The 19,331-nt window shown below is 67.4% G+C and carries 22 protein-coding genes; 14 read left to right on the forward strand and 8 right to left on the reverse strand.

Features of this window, described 5'->3' with window-relative positions; all coding sequences use genetic code 11:
* Positions 1 to 31 precede the first annotated feature (31 nt).
* Genes tldD through CHB74_RS09965 form a run of 3 tightly spaced genes read left to right on the forward strand, consistent with a single transcriptional unit; the run spans position 32 to position 2,398 of the window.
* Entirely contained in the window at positions 32 to 1,462 is a 1,431-nt protein-coding gene (tldD, locus tag CHB74_RS09955; protein WP_089219488.1) for a metalloprotease TldD, read from the forward strand.
* A 13-nt stretch (positions 1,463 to 1,475) separates the two neighbouring features.
* Positions 1,476 to 1,697, forward strand: a complete 222-nt coding sequence (locus CHB74_RS09960) for a putative signal transducing protein (protein WP_089219489.1) — start codon at positions 1,476 to 1,478, stop codon at positions 1,695 to 1,697.
* Complete coding sequence (locus CHB74_RS09965) at positions 1,694 to 2,398, forward strand: endonuclease/exonuclease/phosphatase family protein (protein WP_089219490.1); 705 nt, start codon at positions 1,694 to 1,696, stop codon at positions 2,396 to 2,398. Before CHB74_RS09960 ends, CHB74_RS09965 begins: the two co-directional genes overlap by 4 nt.
* A gap of 30 nt (positions 2,399 to 2,428) precedes the next feature.
* Here the strand turns inward: CHB74_RS09965 and CHB74_RS09970 are convergent, their stop codons facing one another.
* Positions 2,429 to 2,926 carry a sterol desaturase family protein gene (locus CHB74_RS09970; RefSeq protein WP_089219491.1) on the reverse strand — a complete coding sequence of 166 codons (498 nt, stop codon included), beginning with the start codon at positions 2,924 to 2,926 and terminating at the stop codon, positions 2,429 to 2,431.
* Positions 2,927 to 3,003: 77 nt separating this feature from the next.
* Positions 3,004 to 3,270 (reverse strand): hypothetical protein, encoded by a 267-nt coding sequence (locus tag CHB74_RS09975; protein WP_179220797.1) that lies wholly within the window; start codon positions 3,268 to 3,270, stop codon positions 3,004 to 3,006.
* A gap of 149 nt (positions 3,271 to 3,419) precedes the next feature.
* Between CHB74_RS09975 and CHB74_RS09980 the strand changes: the two genes are divergently transcribed.
* Positions 3,420 to 4,751, forward strand: a complete 1,332-nt coding sequence (locus tag CHB74_RS09980; RefSeq protein ID WP_245842796.1) for a sensor histidine kinase — start codon at positions 3,420 to 3,422, stop codon at positions 4,749 to 4,751.
* Positions 4,741 to 5,493 (forward strand): LytR/AlgR family response regulator transcription factor, encoded by a 753-nt coding sequence (locus CHB74_RS09985; protein WP_089219493.1) that lies wholly within the window; start codon positions 4,741 to 4,743, stop codon positions 5,491 to 5,493. Before CHB74_RS09980 ends, CHB74_RS09985 begins: the two co-directional genes overlap by 11 nt.
* 113 nt (positions 5,494 to 5,606) lie before the next feature.
* Here CHB74_RS09985 and CHB74_RS09990 read toward each other — a convergent pair whose 3' ends face one another.
* On the reverse strand, positions 5,607 to 5,972 hold the full coding sequence (locus CHB74_RS09990) for a UrcA family protein (protein WP_089219494.1): 366 nt from the start codon (positions 5,970 to 5,972) through the stop codon (positions 5,607 to 5,609).
* Between the two features lie 304 nt (positions 5,973 to 6,276).
* Here CHB74_RS09990 and CHB74_RS09995 point away from each other — a divergent pair, with 304 nt between their 5' ends.
* From CHB74_RS09995 to CHB74_RS10030, 8 genes are all read left to right on the forward strand, one after another.
* A complete protein-coding gene (locus CHB74_RS09995; RefSeq protein WP_245842797.1) occupies positions 6,277 to 6,585 on the forward strand; it encodes a hypothetical protein in 309 nt (102 codons plus the stop codon).
* A complete protein-coding gene (locus CHB74_RS10000) occupies positions 6,582 to 8,138 on the forward strand; it encodes a methyl-accepting chemotaxis protein (protein ID WP_089219495.1) in 1,557 nt (518 codons plus the stop codon). Before CHB74_RS09995 ends, CHB74_RS10000 begins: the two co-directional genes overlap by 4 nt.
* A gap of 49 nt (positions 8,139 to 8,187) precedes the next feature.
* A complete protein-coding gene (locus CHB74_RS10005; protein ID WP_089219496.1) occupies positions 8,188 to 8,601 on the forward strand; it encodes a VOC family protein in 414 nt (137 codons plus the stop codon).
* A complete protein-coding gene (locus CHB74_RS10010; RefSeq protein ID WP_089219599.1) occupies positions 8,595 to 9,662 on the forward strand; it encodes an NAD(P)H-dependent flavin oxidoreductase in 1,068 nt (355 codons plus the stop codon). The genes CHB74_RS10005 and CHB74_RS10010 overlap by 7 nt, the downstream gene beginning before the upstream one ends.
* Positions 9,659 to 10,387, forward strand: a complete 729-nt coding sequence (gloB, locus tag CHB74_RS10015; protein WP_089219497.1) for a hydroxyacylglutathione hydrolase — start codon at positions 9,659 to 9,661, stop codon at positions 10,385 to 10,387. The genes CHB74_RS10010 and gloB overlap by 4 nt, the downstream gene beginning before the upstream one ends.
* A gap of 55 nt (positions 10,388 to 10,442) precedes the next feature.
* Positions 10,443 to 10,847 (forward strand): hypothetical protein, encoded by a 405-nt coding sequence (locus CHB74_RS10020; RefSeq protein ID WP_089219498.1) that lies wholly within the window; start codon positions 10,443 to 10,445, stop codon positions 10,845 to 10,847.
* 80 nt (positions 10,848 to 10,927) lie between these two features.
* Positions 10,928 to 13,603 (forward strand): phosphoenolpyruvate carboxylase, encoded by a 2,676-nt coding sequence (gene ppc / locus CHB74_RS10025; RefSeq protein ID WP_089219600.1) that lies wholly within the window; start codon positions 10,928 to 10,930, stop codon positions 13,601 to 13,603.
* A 55-nt stretch (positions 13,604 to 13,658) separates the two neighbouring features.
* Positions 13,659 to 14,267 carry a response regulator gene (locus CHB74_RS10030; protein WP_245842802.1) on the forward strand — a complete coding sequence of 203 codons (609 nt, stop codon included), beginning with the start codon at positions 13,659 to 13,661 and terminating at the stop codon, positions 14,265 to 14,267.
* A gap of 32 nt (positions 14,268 to 14,299) precedes the next feature.
* On the opposite strand, the gene CHB74_RS10035 is transcribed toward CHB74_RS10030, so the two are convergent.
* From CHB74_RS10035 to CHB74_RS10055, 5 genes are all read right to left on the reverse strand, one after another.
* Positions 14,300 to 14,887, reverse strand: a complete 588-nt coding sequence (locus CHB74_RS10035; RefSeq protein ID WP_089219500.1) for an ABC-type transport auxiliary lipoprotein family protein — start codon at positions 14,885 to 14,887, stop codon at positions 14,300 to 14,302.
* A gap of 5 nt (positions 14,888 to 14,892) precedes the next feature.
* Positions 14,893 to 15,846, reverse strand: coding sequence for an MlaD family protein (locus CHB74_RS10040; protein WP_089219501.1), 954 nt, complete (start codon positions 15,844 to 15,846; stop codon positions 14,893 to 14,895).
* 6 nt (positions 15,847 to 15,852) lie between these two features.
* A complete protein-coding gene (locus tag CHB74_RS10045; protein WP_089219502.1) occupies positions 15,853 to 16,674 on the reverse strand; it encodes an ABC transporter ATP-binding protein in 822 nt (273 codons plus the stop codon).
* Entirely contained in the window at positions 16,674 to 17,774 is a 1,101-nt protein-coding gene (locus CHB74_RS10050; protein ID WP_089219503.1) for an ABC transporter permease, read from the reverse strand. Before CHB74_RS10050 ends, CHB74_RS10045 begins: the two co-directional genes overlap by 1 nt.
* 63 nt (positions 17,775 to 17,837) lie before the next feature.
* Positions 17,838 to 18,482: a prolyl hydroxylase family protein gene (locus CHB74_RS10055; protein WP_089219504.1), complete on the reverse strand. Its 645-nt coding sequence runs from the start codon at positions 18,480 to 18,482 to the stop codon at positions 17,838 to 17,840.
* A gap of 109 nt (positions 18,483 to 18,591) precedes the next feature.
* Here CHB74_RS10055 and CHB74_RS10060 point away from each other — a divergent pair, with 109 nt between their 5' ends.
* A complete protein-coding gene (locus tag CHB74_RS10060; protein ID WP_089219505.1) occupies positions 18,592 to 19,263 on the forward strand; it encodes an HAD family hydrolase in 672 nt (223 codons plus the stop codon).
* The last annotated feature ends 68 nt before the right edge of the window (positions 19,264 to 19,331 follow it).

Here is a 19,331-nt window from a genome sequence, read left to right on the forward strand (position 1 = left end):
CTTTGCTCATGACATGCCTATATCGGTGGGCATGAGCACGATCCTCGACCCCCGCCGCTTCCTTTACCGCGACAATGCGCTGGACCCCGATGGCGCTCTGCGCCTGACCGCCGACGCGCTGAAGAACTGCGATGATGGCGAACTCTATCTGCAATATGCGGCGTCGGAGAGCTTCGGGTTCGACGACGGCCGGCTGAAAACCGCCGATTTCAACACCCAGGCCGGTTTCGGCCTGCGCGGCATTTCGGGCGAGACGACGGCCTTCGCCCACGCCAACGAGATCAGCGAAGCCGCCATCCGCCGCGCCGCCGAGACGTTGACGCTGCTCGATCCCGCAGCGGGCGCCAAGGCGCCGCCGCCACGGCGCACCAACGCATCGCTCTACACGGCCGATGATCCACTCGGTCTCGTGCCCTTCGCGAAGAAGGTGGAACTGTGCCAGAAGATCGACGCCGCCGCCCGCGCGCGCGATCCACGCGTCGCGCAGGTCACCGTCGGGCTTTCGGGATCGTGGAGCGTGATCGAGATCGTGCGCCCCGACGGCTTCGTCGCGCATGACGTGCGCCCGCTCGTCCGGCTCAACGTGTCGATCGTCGCCGAACAAAATGGCCGCCGTGAAAGCGGCTTCTTCGGCCTTGGCGGGCGTTATCTCTATGATGATCTGTTCGCCGAGGCGACGTGGAACCGCGCGATCGACGCGGCGCTCGCCCAGGCGCTGGTCAATCTCGAATCGGTCCCCGCCCCCGCTGGCGAGATGACCGTGGTCTGCGGCCCGGGCTGGCCCGGCGTGCTGCTGCACGAAGCCGTCGGTCATGGGCTGGAAGGCGATTTCAACCGCAAGGGATCGTCCGCCTTTTCCGGGCGGATCGGCACGCAGGTGGCGGCGCGCGGCGTTACCGTGGTCGACGACGGCGCGATCGGCCAGCGCCGTGGATCGCTGACGATCGACGACGAAGGCACGCCGACCCAGCGCAACGTGCTGATCGAGGACGGCGTCCTCGTCGGCTATATGCAGGATCGGCTGAACGCGCGGCTGATGGGCGTGCCGGCCACCGGCAACGGCCGCCGCGAAAGCTTCGCCCATGCGCCGATGCCGCGCATGACCAACACCTTCATGCTCGGCGGCAACGACGATCCCGCCGGAATCATCGGCAGCGTCAAGAACGGGATCTACGCCACCAGCTTCGGCGGCGGCCAGGTCGATATCACCTCGGGCAAGTTCGTCTTTTCCTGCACCGAGGCCTATCGCATCGAAAACGGGAAGATCGGCGCCCCGATCAAGGGCGCCACGCTGATCGGCGACGGCCCGTCGGCGCTGACCAAGATCCGTGCGATCGGCAACGATATGGCGCTGGACGAAGGCGTGGGCATTTGCGGCAAGGGCGGCCAGTCCGTGCCCGCCGGGGTGGGCCAGCCGACGCTGCTGATCGAAGGCCTCACCGTCGGCGGCACCGCCGCCTGAACGGAGCCGGGGGATGGCGCTCATCGAGCTCGCCCGCTTCTACAACAGCTTCGAAGCGGGCGTCGTCCAGTCGCGGCTGGAAGCGGAAGGCATCCCTTCGGTGTTGTTCGACCTCGAAATGAGCCTGCAGGCGATGGGCATGGCCATCCCGATCCGGCTGATGATCGACGATGAGGACGAGGGTGCCGCCCGCGCGATCCTGGCGGACGCCCAAGATATGGGCGATGGCGCATGACCGCCCCCGGGCCGATCACCGTCGCCAGCTACAATATCCACAAGGCGGTGGGCACCGACCGCAAGCGCGACCCGCGTCGCATCCTCGACGTGCTGCACGAAATCGACGCCGATATCGTCGCGCTGCAGGAAGCCGATATGCGCTTCGGATCGCGGGTTTCGGCGATCCCCGTGGACATGATCGCCGAACATAGCGCCTACAAGCCGGTTGATTACGATATCCACCCTGGCGGCATCGGCTGGCATGGCAATGCCATTCTGGTGAAGCGCGGGGTCAACATCCTGTCCCACGCGCCGCTGCACCTGCCGGTGCTGGAACCGCGCGGCGCCGTGGTCGCCGATCTGGCGGTCCATGGCCGCCCCATCCGCATCGTCGGCATGCATCTCGATCTGTCCGGCCTGTGGCGGCGGCGGCAGGTGCGCGCCATTCTGGCGCAGGTTGCCGCGCGATCGCGCATCCCGACGGTGATGATGGGCGATCTTAATGAATGGGCCAAGGCGGGCGGCTGCCTGCGGGAATTTTCTCCCGCCTTCCAGGTCATCGAAACCGGCCGGAGCTTTCACAGCCGCCGCCCGGTCGCCAGCCTCGACCGGATCATGCTGGGGCGCGGGGTGGAGCTCCTTGCCTGCGGGGTGCACCGTTCGGCCAAATCGTCACGGGCATCGGATCATCTGCCGATCTGGGCCAAGTTCGCCATCTGACCGCGCAACGGCCGTCCGTGGTGGTGGTGGCTAGCTGCGCGGTTTGCGCAAGGCGCGCCGCTCCCCTGCCGCCAGCTCTGCCTTCAGCGCCTCGGGCCGGGGCGCCACAAGGAAACCGAAGCTGACGCCGCCGGTGCGTGTTTCGACGGCATGATGCAGGCGATGCGCCTGCACGATCCGCTTCATATAGGCCGAGCGCGGGACGTAGCGATGGGCGATCCGGCGATGGACGACGACATCGTGAAAGCCGAAATAGATCGCGCCATAGGCCGCGATGCCTGCCCCCGCCCACGCATAGGCGGCGCCCCAACCGAGCTGCACGCCCGCGTAGATCAGCCCGATCGACGGCAGCGCGAAGATCACCGCATAGAGATCATTGGCTTCGAACCAGCCGTCGCGCGGGCGGTGGTGGCTGCGGTGCAGGAACCAGCCGGGGCCGTGCATGATCCAGCGGTGGGCCGCATAGGCCACGGCTTCCATCGCGGCCAGCGCGACAAGAAAACAGAGCGGCCCGATCAGCGATGGCATGACACCGCTATAACCACGGTCCCCGAACGAAGCGAGCGGCCGGGGCGATTTCACCCCGGCCGAACGGCATCACGACCTTATCGATCGGCCCGCTTCGCTGCGATCCGGCGTTCGGCATCGGCATCATAGCCCGATGACGGGGCCGGATCCTTGCCCTTGCCCGGCTGGGTGTTGGCCGGCGCGTCGGAGGTGGGGAAACTCTCGTCGAGCGCGACGTCCAGCTTGGCATCCTCGTCGCATGGGTCGCGCCGCAGGCGCTTGTCATCGCTGGCATCGTGCGCGGTGCGCACCTTGGGCATCGGATGATCGTCGGTCCGGGGCTTGTGGTGGCCTTTCACGTCCATGGAAAACTCCTCTCTGGCTGTGGGAAAACGCACAGCCAGAGCGGGCCGTTCCAGACAGGATTTCGTTGGAATAAAGGCAGGTGCAACCCGGTCGTTGAACCTGAACTTTCGATGAACGACGCCGTCCGTTCGACGGGCGTGCGGCCGGCATGACTCGCGATTCAGCCATCCGGCGTTATACCCCCGTGATGGATATCGATCAGGATGACGCGCCACGGGCGCAGATCAGCCACCGGGTAGCGCTGCTTTCGATCGTCGGATTCTGGCTGTTCTATTTCACCATCATCACCTTTCGCGCGGCCGGGCTGGGCTATGACCATCAGGTGATCATGCTGGCCTATCGGGCCGGCGTGACTCTGTTCAGCATGGCGCTGACCTATGTCGTCTATCTCTTCCTGCGTCGCGCGGTGCGCCATTCGCTGAAGCAGGCGATCATCGTCGCGGCGCTGCTCGCGGTGCCGGCGGCGATCACCTATTCGACGGTGAACTGGCTCGCCTTCAAGGATTTCGACGAGCGATTCGAAAGCCAGAAGAAGGACAAGACCGCCAAGGTCATCATCCACAAGGAAGAGATTCCCGCCACGCCAGCCGCGCCGGCCGTTCCGCCGCATCCGGCAGCGGGTAGCGGCGCCGCCCCCCCTGCCCCGCCGGCCCCACCGGCGCCACCCTCCGTCGCCACGACGACGCGGCAGGTGACGATCCAGGTCGGCGACGAGAGCGAGCAGGACATGGAGGAGAAATCTCCGATCATGTCGATCGCCGATCAGGCGGCCAACGGCTTCTTCTTCTTCTCGGCCTGGTCGGCCCTGTTCCTCGCGCTCTGCTACGCCGCCGCCGTGCGCGCGGCCGAACGCGAATCCGCCGGCTTCCGCGCCGCGGCCCAGGCTGCCGAGCTCCGCGCGCTGCGCTATCAGGTCAATCCGCACTTCCTGTTCAACACGCTCAACTCCCTCTCGTCGCTGGTGATGACCGACAAGAAGGAGGAGGCCGAGCGGATGATCATGAACCTGTCCACCTTCTTCCGCACCAGCCTGACCGCCGATCCGACCGAGGATGTGCCGCTCTATGAGGAGATCCGCCTCCAGCGGCTCTATCTCGATATCGAGGCCGTGCGCTTCCCCGATCGGCTGAAGGTGGAGGTGGAGGTGCCCGATCCGCTGCGCACCGCCTGCGTGCCCGGCCTGATCCTCCAGCCGCTGGTGGAGAATGCCGTGAAATATGGGGTATCGCGCGCGCGCCGTCCGGTTACGATCCGGATCAGGGCCCGCGAGGATTCGGACGGGCTGGTGCTATCGGTGGAGGACGACGGGGATCCGATGACCGAGAACGAGACGAGCAACGGCACGGGCGTCGGCCTGCGCAATGTGCGCGAACGACTGGCGGCGCGCTTCGGGGGTGACAGCCGCTGCCGCTGGGGGCCGCTGCCGGGCGGCGGCTTCGCCGTAACGCTGTTCCTGCCGCTGTCGCGCAATGGCTGCTGATCCCGGGGCCGAACGGCCGCTCCGCACGCTGATCGTCGACGATGAACCGCTGGCGATCGAGCGGCTGCAGATTCTGTGCGCGCAGACGCCGGGGATCGATCTTGTCGGAACCGCCACCGATGGTGAAGCCGCGCTCCGCCTGGTCGAGGCGCTGAAGCCCGATCTGCTGCTGTGCGATATCGCGATGCCCGGGCTCGACGGCATGGGCGTCGCCCACGCGCTGGAAGCGCAGGCGGACCGGCCGGCGATCATCTTCTGCACGGCGTTCGATCAGTTCGCCGTGGCGGCGTTCGACGTGGCCGCCGTCGATTATCTGCTGAAGCCGGTCTCGGGCGATCGGCTGGGCAAGGCGGTGGCGCGCGTCCATGAGAAACTGCGGGCACCCCCCGCCGATCAGCCGGCCGCGACGAACTGGACCGATGAATTCTGGGTGCCGCATCGCTCGGAGATGATCCGCATCGCCGCGACCGACATCGACCGGATCGAGGCCGAGCGCGATTATATGCGGCTGCATATCGGCCCGCGCAGCTTCCTGCTCCACCAGACGATCAGCGAACTCGAACGGCGGCTCGATCCCGAACGCTTCGTCCGCCTGCACCGATCGACGATCGTGCGGCGCGATCATATCGCCAAGCTGCGCCATGATGGATTGGGCGTGTGGCACGCCGATCTGGCGGATGGCACCGAAGTGCGGATCGGGCGCACCTATTTGCAGGCGGCCAAGGCCCTGATGGGCCGCTGACAAACGAATTGCGCCCCCGGGACAAGGGAACCCCGGGGGCGCATCGCAAACGCTACGGAAGGGACTGGATTCCGGGGGGCGCGTCCGCGATTTCCTGTCGTGATGCGGTGGCCTTAGCGGCCGGCGCGCACCGAGACTTCGTTGCTGGCATAACCCTGCTGCGAGCGGGCTTCCGCCACCGCCAGCTGGACCGGGCCAGCCGTGTCGGCGATCGCGACGCGGGCGCATTTGCGGGCGACCGAGATCTCCTGGATCGTGCGCGCATCGCTCACACCGCAGACGTCCTTGGCGGCGTTGTCGATCCGGCTGTTGAGTTCGGCAAGGCCGTCATCGCTGCGCAGATCGATATCGCCGAAGCGAACCTGCTGGCTGCGGCTCTCGCTCTGCGCCGAGGCGGGGCTGACCGCGACCACCGTGGCCGAAGCCGCGACGATGCTGAGGGCGGTAAAGAAACCGGTGCGGGCGAAACGCGTGAACATGAGAACTCTCCTTCAAACCCTGGCGCCGCCAACGCGGCCTGTCATCCTGTCGGCGACGGTTGAAAGGGGAGGCTTCCGTTGCCGTGCATTTTCCCTACGGAAAGCTGGCCTGGCACGCACTCGGGGTTCGACCGGGCGGCGGCTCGGCTCCACCAACTTCGCGGGCGGACGACGAACGGCCAACGGCAAAAGACGAACGGCAAGTGCCCGGATCGACGTGCAGATTCCGCAAGCGTCGTTGCGATTCGCCGCGCATTTACGAAATTTACGAAAAAATTAAGCATTCGCCGCCCATGCCGCCGCCATGCGTTTGCTTGGCTTATCCGTGGTTCGCCAGCCGATTCTGGCGATGCAGCTTGCTATCGCCGCCGCCGCGCTGGCGATCATCGCGCTGGCGCCGCCCGCGCGCGGCCCGATGCTGCTGGTGCCCGTCACCCCTGCCGCCGCAACCGAGCTTGCGGCGCTGGCCGTCGCCAGCGGATCGCGCCTGATCGCGCAAGGGCCGCTGCCCGGATCGCTGATCGTCGATGGCGATGCGCTGGCGGGCGCGCTGATCGGCCATGGCATCCTGACGCTCGCCGCGCCGCGATCGGGCTGTGGAGAAAAGGCATGAGCGCGATGACCAGCGATCTCGACCGGCTGCGCGCACGGGGCATCCGCCTGCTCGCCATTTGCGGCTGGGTGTCCACGCTCTGCCTGCTGCTGCTCAGCCTGGCGCTTTCGCTGGAGCACGAGCCATCGGCGCTGGCGATCGCGGCGGCGGTCAACCTGCTGCCGACGATCGTCGCCCTCCAGCACCGCCATGATGCCGCCGCCCGCGCGGTGATGGCGGTGATGGTCGCGGTGCACCCCGCGCTCTATCTTTATGTCCTGCAGGGCCATCCCTGGCAGATGGACATGCATATGTATTTCTTCGTCGGGCTCGCCGCGCTGGCGATCCTGTGCGACTGGCGGCCGATCGCGCTCGCCGCGGCGCTGATCGCCGTCCACCATTTCGTATTGCAGATCGTCCAGCCGGCCTGGGTGTTCAGCGGCGACCTGAGCAGCGCGCGCGTGCCGATCCACGCAGTCGCGGTGCTGCTCGAATGTGCGGCCCTCGCTTATCCGACGACGCGGCTGCGCCACCTGATCCTCGAACAATTCGCCGCCCGCCGCGAAAGCGAGGCGCTGACCGCCGAAGCCCAGGCCAGCCGCGAGCGCGCGGAAGCCTTGCGTGCCCGGGCCGACGAGGCACTCGCCGCCGCCCGCGCCGCCGATGGCCGCGCCACGCAGGAGCGCGAGCGGCGTGAATCATCCGAACGGGCCGCCAGCGTGGCGCGCAAGGCCGAATTGATGGCGTTTGCCGCCGAGTTCGAAGGTTCGGTCTCCAGCGTCGCCCATGCCGTCGGCGAAGCCGCCGCCCGGCTGGAAGGGTCGGCCCGAAACCTGAGCGGCCTCGCCCGCGAAACCGGCCGCCAGGCATCCGACGTCGCCACCGCCGCCACCCAGGCCTCCTCCTCCGCCGGCGCGGTCGCGGCCAGCGTTGCCGATCTGTCGCGGTCGATCACCAGCATTGCCGACAATGTGACCCAGCAGGTGGCGCGCGGTGCCGCCGCCGAACGCGATTCGACCGCGAGCGACACCGCCGTCCGCACGCTGGCCGCGCGCGCCACCCATATTGGCGAGTTCGCCGATCTGATTCAGGCCGTCGCCGCGCAGACCAACCTGCTCGCGCTCAACGCCACGATCGAAGCCGCCCGCGCGGGCGATGCCGGCAAGGGCTTCGCGGTCGTCGCCGGCGAGGTGAAGGCGCTCGCCACCCGCACCGAACATGCCGCCAGCGAGATCACGGCGCTGATCGGCAACGTGCATAGCGGCGCGCAGGATGCCGAACATGCGCTCCACGAAGTCGCGATCGCCGTCGCCGATCTGTCGCGCGCATCCTCGGGCATCCGCCTGTCGATCGAGGAACAGCGCCGCACCGCCGGCGCGATCGAGGGCAATGCCGCCGAAACCGCCGCCGGCGCCAATGAAATGGCGCGGCGCATGGGCCTTGTCGCCAATGCCGCCTCCTCCGCCGAACGGCTTTCGGGGCAGGTGGAGGAATCCGCCGGCGCGCTGATGGCCCAGGCGACGATGCTGGAAGATGTGACCGCCCGGTTCATCGCGCATCTGCGCGCCGCCTGATTTCAGCCTCCCCCTTCAACCGGACGGTGTCCGGGCCTAGATTGGGGGCATGAAATATCTCCACACCATGATCCGCGTGTCCGATCCGGACGCGACCATCCGTTTCTTCGAGCTTCTCGGCCTGCGCGAGACAAAGCGCATGGACAATGAGGCCGGGCGCTACACGCTGATCTTCCTGGCGGCGCCGGGCGACGAGAGCGCACAGGTGGAGCTGACCCATAATTGGGGCGAGGCCGGCTATGACGGCGGCCGCAATTTCGGCCACCTCGCTTATCGGGTGGAGAATATCTACGAAACCTGCCAGCGTCTGATGGACGCCGGCGTGACGATCAACCGCCCACCGCGCGACGGCCACATGGCCTTCGTCCGCACACCCGACAATATCTCGATCGAACTGCTCCAGGACGGCCATCTGCCGCCGCAGGAGCCATGGGCGTCGATGCCGAATACGGGGACATGGTAGGCCAGGGCACCTTTCTCGGGCGGCTCGGTTCCGCCCACCCCATATTGCTGGCCCCCATGGCCGCGGCCGGCGGCGTCGGCCTGGCCGCCGGGGCGATGGCCGGTGGCGCCGTGGGCGCCCTGCCCTGCGCCATGCTGACCCCCGGCGCGCTGCGCAGCCAGTTCGATGAGCTTCGCGCCCGCGCGACCGGGCCGGTCAACCTCAATTTCTTCTGCCACCGGCTCGGCCCCGCGCCCGATGACAGCGCCTGGCGCGCGCTGCTCGCCCCCTTCTTCGCCGAATATCATGTCGACGCGCCGGCCACGGCGCCGCCGCTGCGCGCGCCGTTCGACGCGGAGATGGCCGCCGTCGTGGAGGATTTGCGGCCGGAGATCATCAGCTTCCATTTCGGCTTGCCCGACAAGCCCCTGCTCGATCGCGCCCGCGCGACCGGGGCGATGATCCTGGCCAGCGCGACCAGCGTTGCCGAAGCGCGCTGGCTGGCGGCCCATGGCGTCGACGCGGTGATCGCGCAGGGCTGGGAAGCCGGCGGCCATGCCGGGCGTTTCCTTGGCGGATCGGCGGACGCGCAGATGGGGCTGATGGCGCTGATCCCCCAGATCGTCGATGTCGTCGACGTGCCGGTGATCGCGGCGGGCGGCATCGCCGATGGCCGGGGCATTGCCGCCGCGCTGATGCTGGGCGCGAGCGCGGTGCAGATCGGCACCGCCTATCTCCATTGCCCCGAAAGCCTGATCCACGAACCCCATCGCGCAGCACTGGCCAGCGATGCGGCCGACCGCACCGTCTTCACCAACCTGTTCAGCGGCGGGCTGGCACGCGGCATTCCCAACCGGCTGATGGCGACGCTGGGGCCAATCCGCGCCGAAGCACCGCCCTTCCCCCACGCCGCCAGCGCGCTGGCGCGGCTGCGCACCGCCGATCCTGCCGGTTTCGGCCCGCTCTGGTCCGGCCAGGCATCGCGGCTGAGCCGGCCGATCCCCGCAAAAGCCCTGACCGAACATCTTGCCGCCGAGGCGCTTGCGCTGCTCGGCGGGACAGGCAAAGGCTGGCCGACATGATCGAGATCGCGCGCATTCCCGTCCTCTCCGACAATTATGTCTGGCTGGCCCATGATCCGGCGAGCGGCGAAACCGTGGCCGTGGACCCGGCGGTCGCCGAACCCGTGCTCGATGCCGCCGCCGCGCGTGGATGGCGGATCACGCAGATCTGGAACACCCACTGGCACCCCGATCACACGGGCGGCAACGAAGCGATCAAGGCCGCCACCGGCTGCACGATCACCGGCCCTGCCGCCGAGGCCGAACGCATCCCGACGCTCGACCGGCTGGTCGATGATGGCGATCAGGCACGGATCGGCGCGATCACCGCCGACGTGATCGCGGTGCCCGCCCACACCGCCGGCCACATCGCCTATCACCTGCCCGCCGAAGACATGGTGTTCGTCGGCGACACGCTGTTCGCCATGGGCTGCGGCCGGCTGTTCGAAGGCACGGCCGACCAGATGTTCGCCAATATGCGCAGGCTGGAAGCGCTGCCGGCGGAAACCCGCGTCTATTGCGCGCATGAATATACCCAGTCGAACGGGCGCTACGCGCTCGCCGCCGAGCCGGACAATGCCGCGCTGGTCGCGCGCATGGCCGACGTGGATGCCGCGCGCGCGGAAGGGCTGCCCACGGTGCCGACGACGATCGCGCTCGAACGCGCGACCAATCCGTTCATGCGCGCAGCCTCGATCGCCGAGCTTGCCGAACGCCGCGCGGCCAAGGATGTTTTTCGCGGTTAAGGTGCGGCGTGCTAGGCTTCGTCCGTCAGGGGTAACCCCTCGAAAGGACAGGACGATGCGCTATCTTATCCCGACCATCGCCGCCGCGTTGCTGGCCGCGGGAAGCGCGCACGCGGCGGAAACCGCGCCCAACGTGACATATAGCGAAAAGGCGCAGAAGGCGCTGGAGAAGTTCGAACCCGTCGGTCGGGCCTCGTGCATCCAGCTCAGCCAGGTGCGATCGAGCCAGATCGTCGATCAGACCGCGATCATCTACAAGATCAATTCCCGCAAATGGTATGTGAACCAGCCCGCCGGCGGCAGCTGCCGCGCGCTCAAGGCCGATCGCACGCTGGTGACGCAGATCACGACGGGCAGCCTGTGCAATCTCGATATCGTCGGCGTGATCGACCCGCCGTCGCCGATGCATTTCGGCTCCTGCCCGCTGGGCGATTTCGTCGAATATCAGCGCAAGCCCTGATCGGGCCCGGCAGGCGGCGATTTCGGTAAGGCGCCAAGCATGCATTGACGGCCATGGCTGTTGCGGTGCAGCATCCCGCCATGGCCGTCCATGCACCGATCACCCAGAACCCCGACATCCGTTTCCTCGGCCGGCTGCTGGGCGACGTCATTCGGGCCTATGGCGGCGACGCGCTGTTCCGGCGGATCGAATATATCCGATCGGCCTCGGTCGACCGGCATCGCGGGGTGGCCGACGCCGATAGCGTGGATCCCGGCCTCGATGCGCTCAGCCTGGACGATACGCTCGCCTTCGTGCGCGGCTTCATGCTGTTTTCGATGCTCGCCAACCTGGCCGAAGATCGCCAGGGCGTCGCGGCCGAGCCGGGTGCCGACGTCGCCCACGCCATCGCGGCGCTGGACGCGCAGGGGATCGGCCGCGATCAGGTCGCCACCCTCCTCCAGCACGCGCTGATCGCGCCGGTGCTGACCGCGCACCCCACCGAGGTGCGCCGCAAGTCGATGATCGACCATCGCAACCATATCGCCGAACTGATGAAGCTCCGCGATCTTGGCCGCACCGAAACCGATGGCGGCGAACTGGTGGACGAGGCGATCTACCGCCAGATCGCGCTGCTCTGGCAAACGCGGCCGCTGCGGCGCGAACGGCTCTACGTCGCCGACGAAGTGGAAACCGCGCTCGCTTATCTGCGCGACATCTTCCTGCCCGTCATCCCTGCGCTGCAAGCGCGCTGGGAACGCGCGCTCGGGCAGCGACCGCCCAGCTTCCTGAAGCCCGGCAGCTGGATCGGCGGCGATCGCGACGGCAATCCCAATGTCACCGCCGATTCGCTGCGGCTGGCGCTGCGCCGCGCGTCCGAAACGGTGATCGGCCATTATCTCGATACCCTGCATCAACTGGGTGCCGAACTGTCGATCTCGACCGAACTGGCGGTCGTGACCGACGACCTGCTGGCGCTGGCCGATCGCAGCGGCGACATGGCGGCCAGCCGCAGCGACGAACCGTTCCGCCGTGCCATCACCGGCATCTATTCCCGGCTGGCCGCCACCTATCGCGCGCTTGCGGGGCGCGAGCCGCCGCGCCCGGCCTCCTTCGCGGCCGATCCCTATGCCGCGCCGGGCGAACTGCGCGCCGATCTCGTCGCCATTGCCCATGCGCTCGCCAAAGGCGGCGGGGGCGCGCTGGCCGGTGGCGGTGGGCTCGGCCGGCTGATCCGGGCGGTCGAGACCTTCGGTTTCCACCTCGCCACGCTCGATCTGCGCCAGAATGCCGACGTGCACGAACGCGTGGTCGCCGAACTGCTGCAGGTGGCGGGCGTCGAAGCCGATTATCGCGCGCTCGATGAGGCGGCACGCGTCGCGCTCCTCCGCCGCGAACTGGCGAGCAGCCGTCCGCTCTCCAGCCCCTATGCGCGTTATTCCGACGAAACCGCGTCCGAAATGGCGATCGTCCACGCCGCCGCCGAAGCCCATGGGCGCTACGGCCCGGCGGCGATCACCACCTATCTGATTTCCAAGGCCGAAAGCGTTTCGGACCTGCTGGAAGTGCATGTCCTGCTCAAGGAAGCCGGCCTCTATCTGCCGGGCAATCCGCCCACCGCCGCGATCATGGTGGTGCCGCTGTTCGAAACCATCGGCGATCTGGAAAATGCGCCCGAGGTGATGACCGACTGGTTCGCCCTGCCCGAAGCGGCGGCGATCACCACGGCGCGCGGCTATCAGGAAGTGATGGTCGGCTATTCGGATTCGAACAAGGATGGCGGCTATCTGACATCGGTATGGAGCCTGCATCAGGCCAGCCGCGCGCTCGCCCCGGTATTCGCGCGCGCCGGCGCGGCGATGCAGCTTTTCCACGGTCGCGGTGGCGCGGTCGGCCGTGGTGGCGGGTCGAGCTTCGCGGCGATCCGCGCCCAGCCGCCCGGCACCGTCGCGGGCCGCATCCGCATCACCGAACAGGGCGAGGTGATCGCCGCCAAATATGGCACGCTCGAAAGTGCCGCCGCCAATCTCGAAGCGATGACGTCGGCCACGCTCCTCGCCAGCCTGGAGCCGCCGCAGCTGCCCGAAGCGCAATATGAACGCTTCGCGGCAGCGATGGCGGCATTGTCCGACACCGCCTTCCACGCCTATCGCGATCTTGTTTACGGCACCGATGGGTTCCGCACCTTCTTCCGCCAGCTGACGCCGATCGCCGAGATCGCCGACCTCAAGATCGGGTCGCGCCCGGCCAGCCGCACCCAAAGCGACCGGATCGAAGATCTGCGCGCGATCCCCTGGGTCTTCTCCTGGGCGCAGGCACGGGTGATGCTGCCGGGCTGGTATGGCGTCGGCCATGCCATCGCCGCCTTTCCCGATCGCGCGCTGCTGAGCGAAATGGTGGAAGGCTGGCCGTTCCTGCGCGCGACGCTCGCCAATCTCGAAATGGTGCTCGCCAAGTCGGACATGGGCATCGCGGGCCATTATGTCGCGCTGGTCGAGGATCAGCCGCGCGCCCACGCCATCTTCGATCGCATCCGCGACGACTGGCATCGCACCCGCGACGGGCTTCTCGCGATCACCGGACAGGCCCATCTGCTGGAAAAGAACCCGGCGCTCGACCATTCGATCCGGTTGCGCCTGCCTTATATCGAGCCGCTCAACCATCTGCAGATCGAACTGCTCAAGCGCCATCGCGCTGGGGAAGATGATCCGCGCATCCGCGAAGGCATCCAGCTGTCGATCAACGCCATCGCCACCGCGCTCCGCAACAGCGGCTAACCTCGCGCCGCCCATCACGGCCGGCGCCAACGGCCATGGTTAACCATTTCGTGACATGACCGCCCTAGGCTTCGTCCATCGATTCCCGGGGAAGGGCATGGTGGACGACATGGGTGAAATGGTGCGGAACGGCCGCGACGTGCTGGTGGTCGACGACAACCCCACCAGCCTCAACGTCATCGGCCGCAGGCTTCGCCGGCTCGGTTTCCGCACGATGTTGTGCAGCGACGGTCCGTCCGCGCTCGATCTTCTCCACAGCCGCGCGTTCGATATCATGCTGATCGACGCGCAGCTCCATGGCCTGTCGGGGCTGGCAACGCTGCGCGAAATTCGCGCCGCCCCCCGCACGGCGGACATGCCGGTGCTGATGATGACGGCGCGCAGCGATATCGGCGCGGCCGTTGACGCGCTGGCCGCCGGTGCCGACGATCATGTCACCAAGCCGTTCGATTTCGACGTGCTGGCCGCCCGCCTCCTGCGCCTGCTCGATCGCGCGAAGAGGATGAACGAGCTGCGCCGCACCAATGCCGCGCTCGACGCGCGCATCGCCGATCGCGCGATGGAACTGGGTGAGCTGCGCAACCTGCTCGACGAGGCACTGGCCGATCGCGCGCGGCTGAGCGCGATGGTGCGATCGCTGGAAAGCGCCCGACTCACCGCCTGATCGGAACCCCCGCTGGGATCAATCCGCGCCGTTCAGGCGCCGATCCACTGCGCCACTTCACCCGCCACCTGGTTGGCCGCGCGGTTCAGCGCCGGCGCAACCGTCTTGGCATCTTCCCGCGTCACCGGCACACGCGCTTCGAAGCGCCGTGTCTCCAGCGCATCCGCCCCGCCGCGCGCCAGGCTGGCATCATAGGTCACAACCGCCTCGCGCGTCGTGGCATCAAGGCCGAAACGCTGCAGCCGGCCGGTCAGCCTGATCCCCGGCGCGAGCGAATATTGCCGCAGGTCGAGCACCGGGCGGCCGGTCGTCGCGGCGATGGTTTCGGCCAGCAGATTGCGGAACAGCCGGTTGGGCGGCTCGATCCACTGCGCATCCTTGAGATACGCGACGCTGGTCGGCCCCGTCTGCACCGGCACGCGCAACACGTTGAGCGCCTGCGGCACGCTGGGCGGGATCACCGTCACCGCCTGGCCATCGCGCGCCGGCCGCGCGGCGCCGGCGGGCATGGTGGCATCGGCCGACAGCGTCATCAGCGTGGCCGGCGGATCCTCGCCAAAACTGACGCAGGCGGAAAGCGGCAGCAGCGCCGCGGCGATCAGGATCGGATGCGGTTTCATGCGCCTCATTTCGGTTCATAGTCCGGAAGCTTGTTGCCACCGAGCACGGCGCCGGCGCCGCCCCGATCGAGCTTGCCGGCAACGCCGGTCAGCGCTTCCGACATTTCGGTGAGATCGCGGACGAGCTGGCTGACTTCGGGAATCGTCTGCGTCGAGAAAGCCTTGAGGCCCGGCCGCGCATCGCCGATCGCGCCTTCCAGCTGGTTCATGCTGCGCTCGGCCGACTGCACGGTCCGGCGCAGATCGGCCGCGATCGGCTGCAATTCGCCATTGGTGGTGGCGGCGAGCTTGCCGATCTGTTCGGCCGCATCGCCCGCCTGGCGGATGGCGACTCGGGTGTCGGCCAGCACCTGGCCGATTTCGGGCCCCTGCTGCGCCAGCGATCCCGTCAACCGTTCGAGATTGGCGAGGATGTGGCCCACCGAACGCTGATTATCCTCGTTCACCAGTTCGCCGAGCCGTTCGGTCAGCGTCGACAGGCGCTCCATCAATTCGGGCGCGCTGTTCAGCAATTCGCCCAGCGCCCCCGGCTTGGTCGGGATCACGGGCACGCCATGGGGGCATTGCGCGCTGCGATCATTGTCCGGGCAGGCGATCGGCGGCTGGCCCTTGATCGCGCCATCAAGATTGATCTGGCTGACCCCGGTAAAGCCGACGCCGGCAATCGTGGCGGTGGTGCCCTGCAGGATCGGCGTATCGCCGTTGACCGATATGCGCACGCGAACGAATTCGGGCTGATCGGGCATCAGCACGATTTCCTTGATCTGCCCCACCGGCACGCCGGAAAAGGTGACCGACGATCCCTTGGCCAGCCCGTCCACCGATTGCTTGAAGAAGATGTCGAACAGCTGTTCGTTGCCACCCGAAAGGCGCGCGAGCCAGACGATGAAGATCAGCACGACGGCGAGCAGGGCCAGCACGACGCTGCCGACAAGGATATGGTTAGAGCGGGTTTCCATCGTTCGTCAGTTGCTCCCCGCCATATCCGGCCCGGTTCCGTTGCGCTGCGCCGTATCGGCGGCGACACGGCCGCGCGGGCCGTTGAAATATTCCTGAATCCACGGATGGTCCAACGCCAATAATTCCGGGATCGTTCCGACCGCGATCACCTTGCGATCGGCCAGCACGGCCACGCGGTCGCAGATCGCATAGAGCGTGTCCAGATCATGGGTGATCAGGAACACCGTCAGGCCCAGCCGCTCCTGCAGATCGGCCAGAAGCTCGTCGAAGGCCGCGGCGCCGATCGGATCGAGCCCGGCGGTCGGCTCGTCCAGAAACAGCAGTTCGGGGTCGAGCGCCAGCGCGCGGGCCAGCCCGGCGCGCTTGCGCATCCCGCCCGAAAGCTCCGACGGATATTTCGGCCCCGCCTCCACCGGCAGGCCCGACATGACGATCTTGTAGGACGCGATCTCGTCGAGCAGCGTTTCCGAAAGCTGCGGATAATATTCGCGCAGCGGCACCTCGACATTTTCGGCGACGGTCAGCGTCGAAAACAGCGCGCCATTCTGGAACAATACGCCCCAGCGCCGGCGGATCGCCTCGGCCTCGCCCTCGTCATACCGGCCCAGCATCGGCACGCCGAACACCGTCACCTCACCCGCCTCGGGCATCTGCAGGCCGATGATCGAGCGCATCAGCACCGACTTGCCGGTGCCCGATCCGCCGACCACGCCGATGATCTCGCCGCGCCGCACGTCCAGATCGAGCCCTTCATGGACAACCTGATCGCCAAAGGCGTTTTTCAGCCCCTGGACGTGGATGGCGATATCGTCGCTGCCCTGGCCCATCAGATCCAGCCGATCGACGAGAAGAAGACGGCGAAGAAGGCGTCGAGCACGATCACCAGGAAGATCGCCTGCACCACGGCCGCCGTGGTCCGCAGGCCGACCTCCTCGGCATTGCCCTTCACCTGCATGCCCTGATAGCAGCCGGCGATGGCGACGATCGCGCCGAACACCGGCGCCTTGATCAGCCCGACCCACAGATCGGTCATTGGCACCACTTCGCGGATCCGCTGGATATAGGTGGCCGGCGGAATCTCCAGCGAGATCCAGCACAGGATGCCGCCGCCGATGATCGCGACGAGCGAGGCATAGAAGCCGAGCAACGGCATCAGCACGACGGTGGCGAGCACGCGCGGCAGCACCAGCGCCTCCATCGGCGAAACGCCGATCGTGCGCATTGCATCCACTTCCTCGGCCAGTTTCATCGAACCGAGCTGGGCGGCAAAGGCGCTGCCCGATCGCCCGGCGACCATGATCGCGGTCATCAGCACGCCCAGTTCGCGCAGCGTGATCCGCCCGATCAGGTTGATGGTGAACACCTCGGCCCCGAACTGGCGGAGCTGGACTGCGCCCTGCTGGGCGATGACGATCCCGATCAGGATGCTCATCAGGCCGATGATGGCGAGCGCGTCGACACCCACCACCTCGAACTGGCGGGCGACGGCATTGCCGCGAAACTTGCGTGGGTTGCGGATCACCGCCCCCGTTGAAACGACGATCGCGCCAAAGAAGCCGATCAGGCCGAGCAAGGTCTGCCACGCGACCACCGTCGCCGCGCCGATCTGCGCCAATACCCGCGCGAGCGGGGACACATGATCCGGCCGGATGCGGCATGGCTTGTCGGCCTGCGCCACCTGGTCGATCAGCCGCGCGCAATCCTCGCTCGCGCCCTGCGTCACGGCTCCGCTGTCGCGGGTCAGGCGGTGGACGAGCCACGCGCCCACCGTGTCCATGCGCTGAACGCCCGACAGGTCGATACGCGCCGGCGGGGTTTCAAGCGCGTCCAGCCGATCGGCAAGATCATCGAGCCGGGGAAGCGTGAGCGCCCCCGAAAAGCGGAGAATCCCCTCCCCGTCGACAGTGAAATCAGCCGCTTCGCTCATGCGCGCCAACCATGGGGGAGGATGATGCGAACGGCAAGTAGCGTGCGCCCGCGCAAGCCGCGATCAGCCATGCGGCCAGCGGTGCTGCCGGAACCATTTGGTGACGACATATTTGGTGCCGCTGCGCACCTTCATGCCATGATGGAGCGTCCAGCCATTGGGCTGGCCCGCGGCATCGAGATTGTTCCAGGCCAGCAACTTGCCGGTTTCGGGCTGGATGATCTTGTCGATCCGGCGAAAGCGCGTGGCGCCGCCGGCTGCCGGCTGGTTCAGATAGATCATCACCGTCCAGGTGCGCTGGCCGCAGCCCGTGCAATAGCGATCATAATCCAGCCCGCCGGGTTCGAAATAATCGGTGTGATCCTTGAATTCCTGCCCCACCGCATAACGCTGGCCCTGCATCGGCTCGCCATGCGCAGGATCGAGGCCGGTCAGCGCCGCGATCCGCGCATCCAGCGCGGCGACGGCGGGGTGCGCGCAGTCAAGGTCGCAGGTCTCGCTGGTGCGGTAGAGCGGATCGCCATTGGCATCGGCCTGGGTGGACGGGCGGCGCTGCTCGTCGATCAGCGCGATGATCGCCGCACACGCGTCCGTGTCCAGAAAATCGGGCGCCAGAAACAGATCCAGCTTGCGGTTGGGAAAGCGGCGGACGCCGGGCGTGGAGGAAAGCCGCTCGCCGATCGATGCGGGCGGGGTGTGAGCGGTCATCCCGGAACGGGCCTCGTCAGACGATATCGGAATGCCGCATCTTAGGCGGCCGCCGGCCGGGGGTCCAGCCGGCCTCGCTTCTCGCGCGGTGATGTTCTAAGCCCGCCCCATGACGGAACTTGCCATCTACGACATGGACCGCACGATCACGCGCGTCGCCACCTACACGCCGTTCCTGCTCCACGCGGCGCGGCGGCGGGCGCCCTGGCGGCTGCTTTTCACCCCGCTCGTGCTGCTGTCGATGCTGGCTTATGTGCTGAAGCTGATCGATCGGGCGCGGTTGAAGGAAATCAACCACGCGCTGCTGCTGGGCCGGCATAACCACCCGCACGAACTGCGCACCGTGATCGACAGTTTCGCCGAGGCGACCGTCGCCAACAACATCCACCCCGGCGCGCTCACCCAGATCGCCGCCGATCGCGCCGCCGGCCGCCGGCTGGTGCTGGCGACCGCGTCCTACCGCCTCTATTCGGAAGCGATCGCGGACCGGCTGGGCTTTGACGATTGCATCGCCACCAACAGCATCATCGGGCTCGACGGGCGGATTCGCGCCAAGATCGATGGCGAGAATAATTACGGCCCCGCCAAGCTGCGCATGGTGCAGGCGTGGATGGCGGCAGAGGGGCTGGATCGCGCCGAGTGCCGGATCCGCTTCTATTCGGACCACGCCTCCGACGCGCCGGTGATGGAATGGTCGGACGAACCCTTTGCCGTCAACGCGCACGACAAGCTGCGCCGCATGGCGGCGGTGCGCGGCTGGCCGACGGTGGAATGGGGCTAGAGCAGTTTCCGGTCCGAATGCGTCGGCTCGAATGCTCCAAGCTCTTTGTTTACAGCGCCTTCCGAGTC

The sequence above is a fragment of the Edaphosphingomonas laterariae genome (genome assembly GCF_900188165.1).
Classification (GTDB): domain Bacteria; phylum Pseudomonadota; class Alphaproteobacteria; order Sphingomonadales; family Sphingomonadaceae; genus Sphingomonas_E; species Sphingomonas_E laterariae.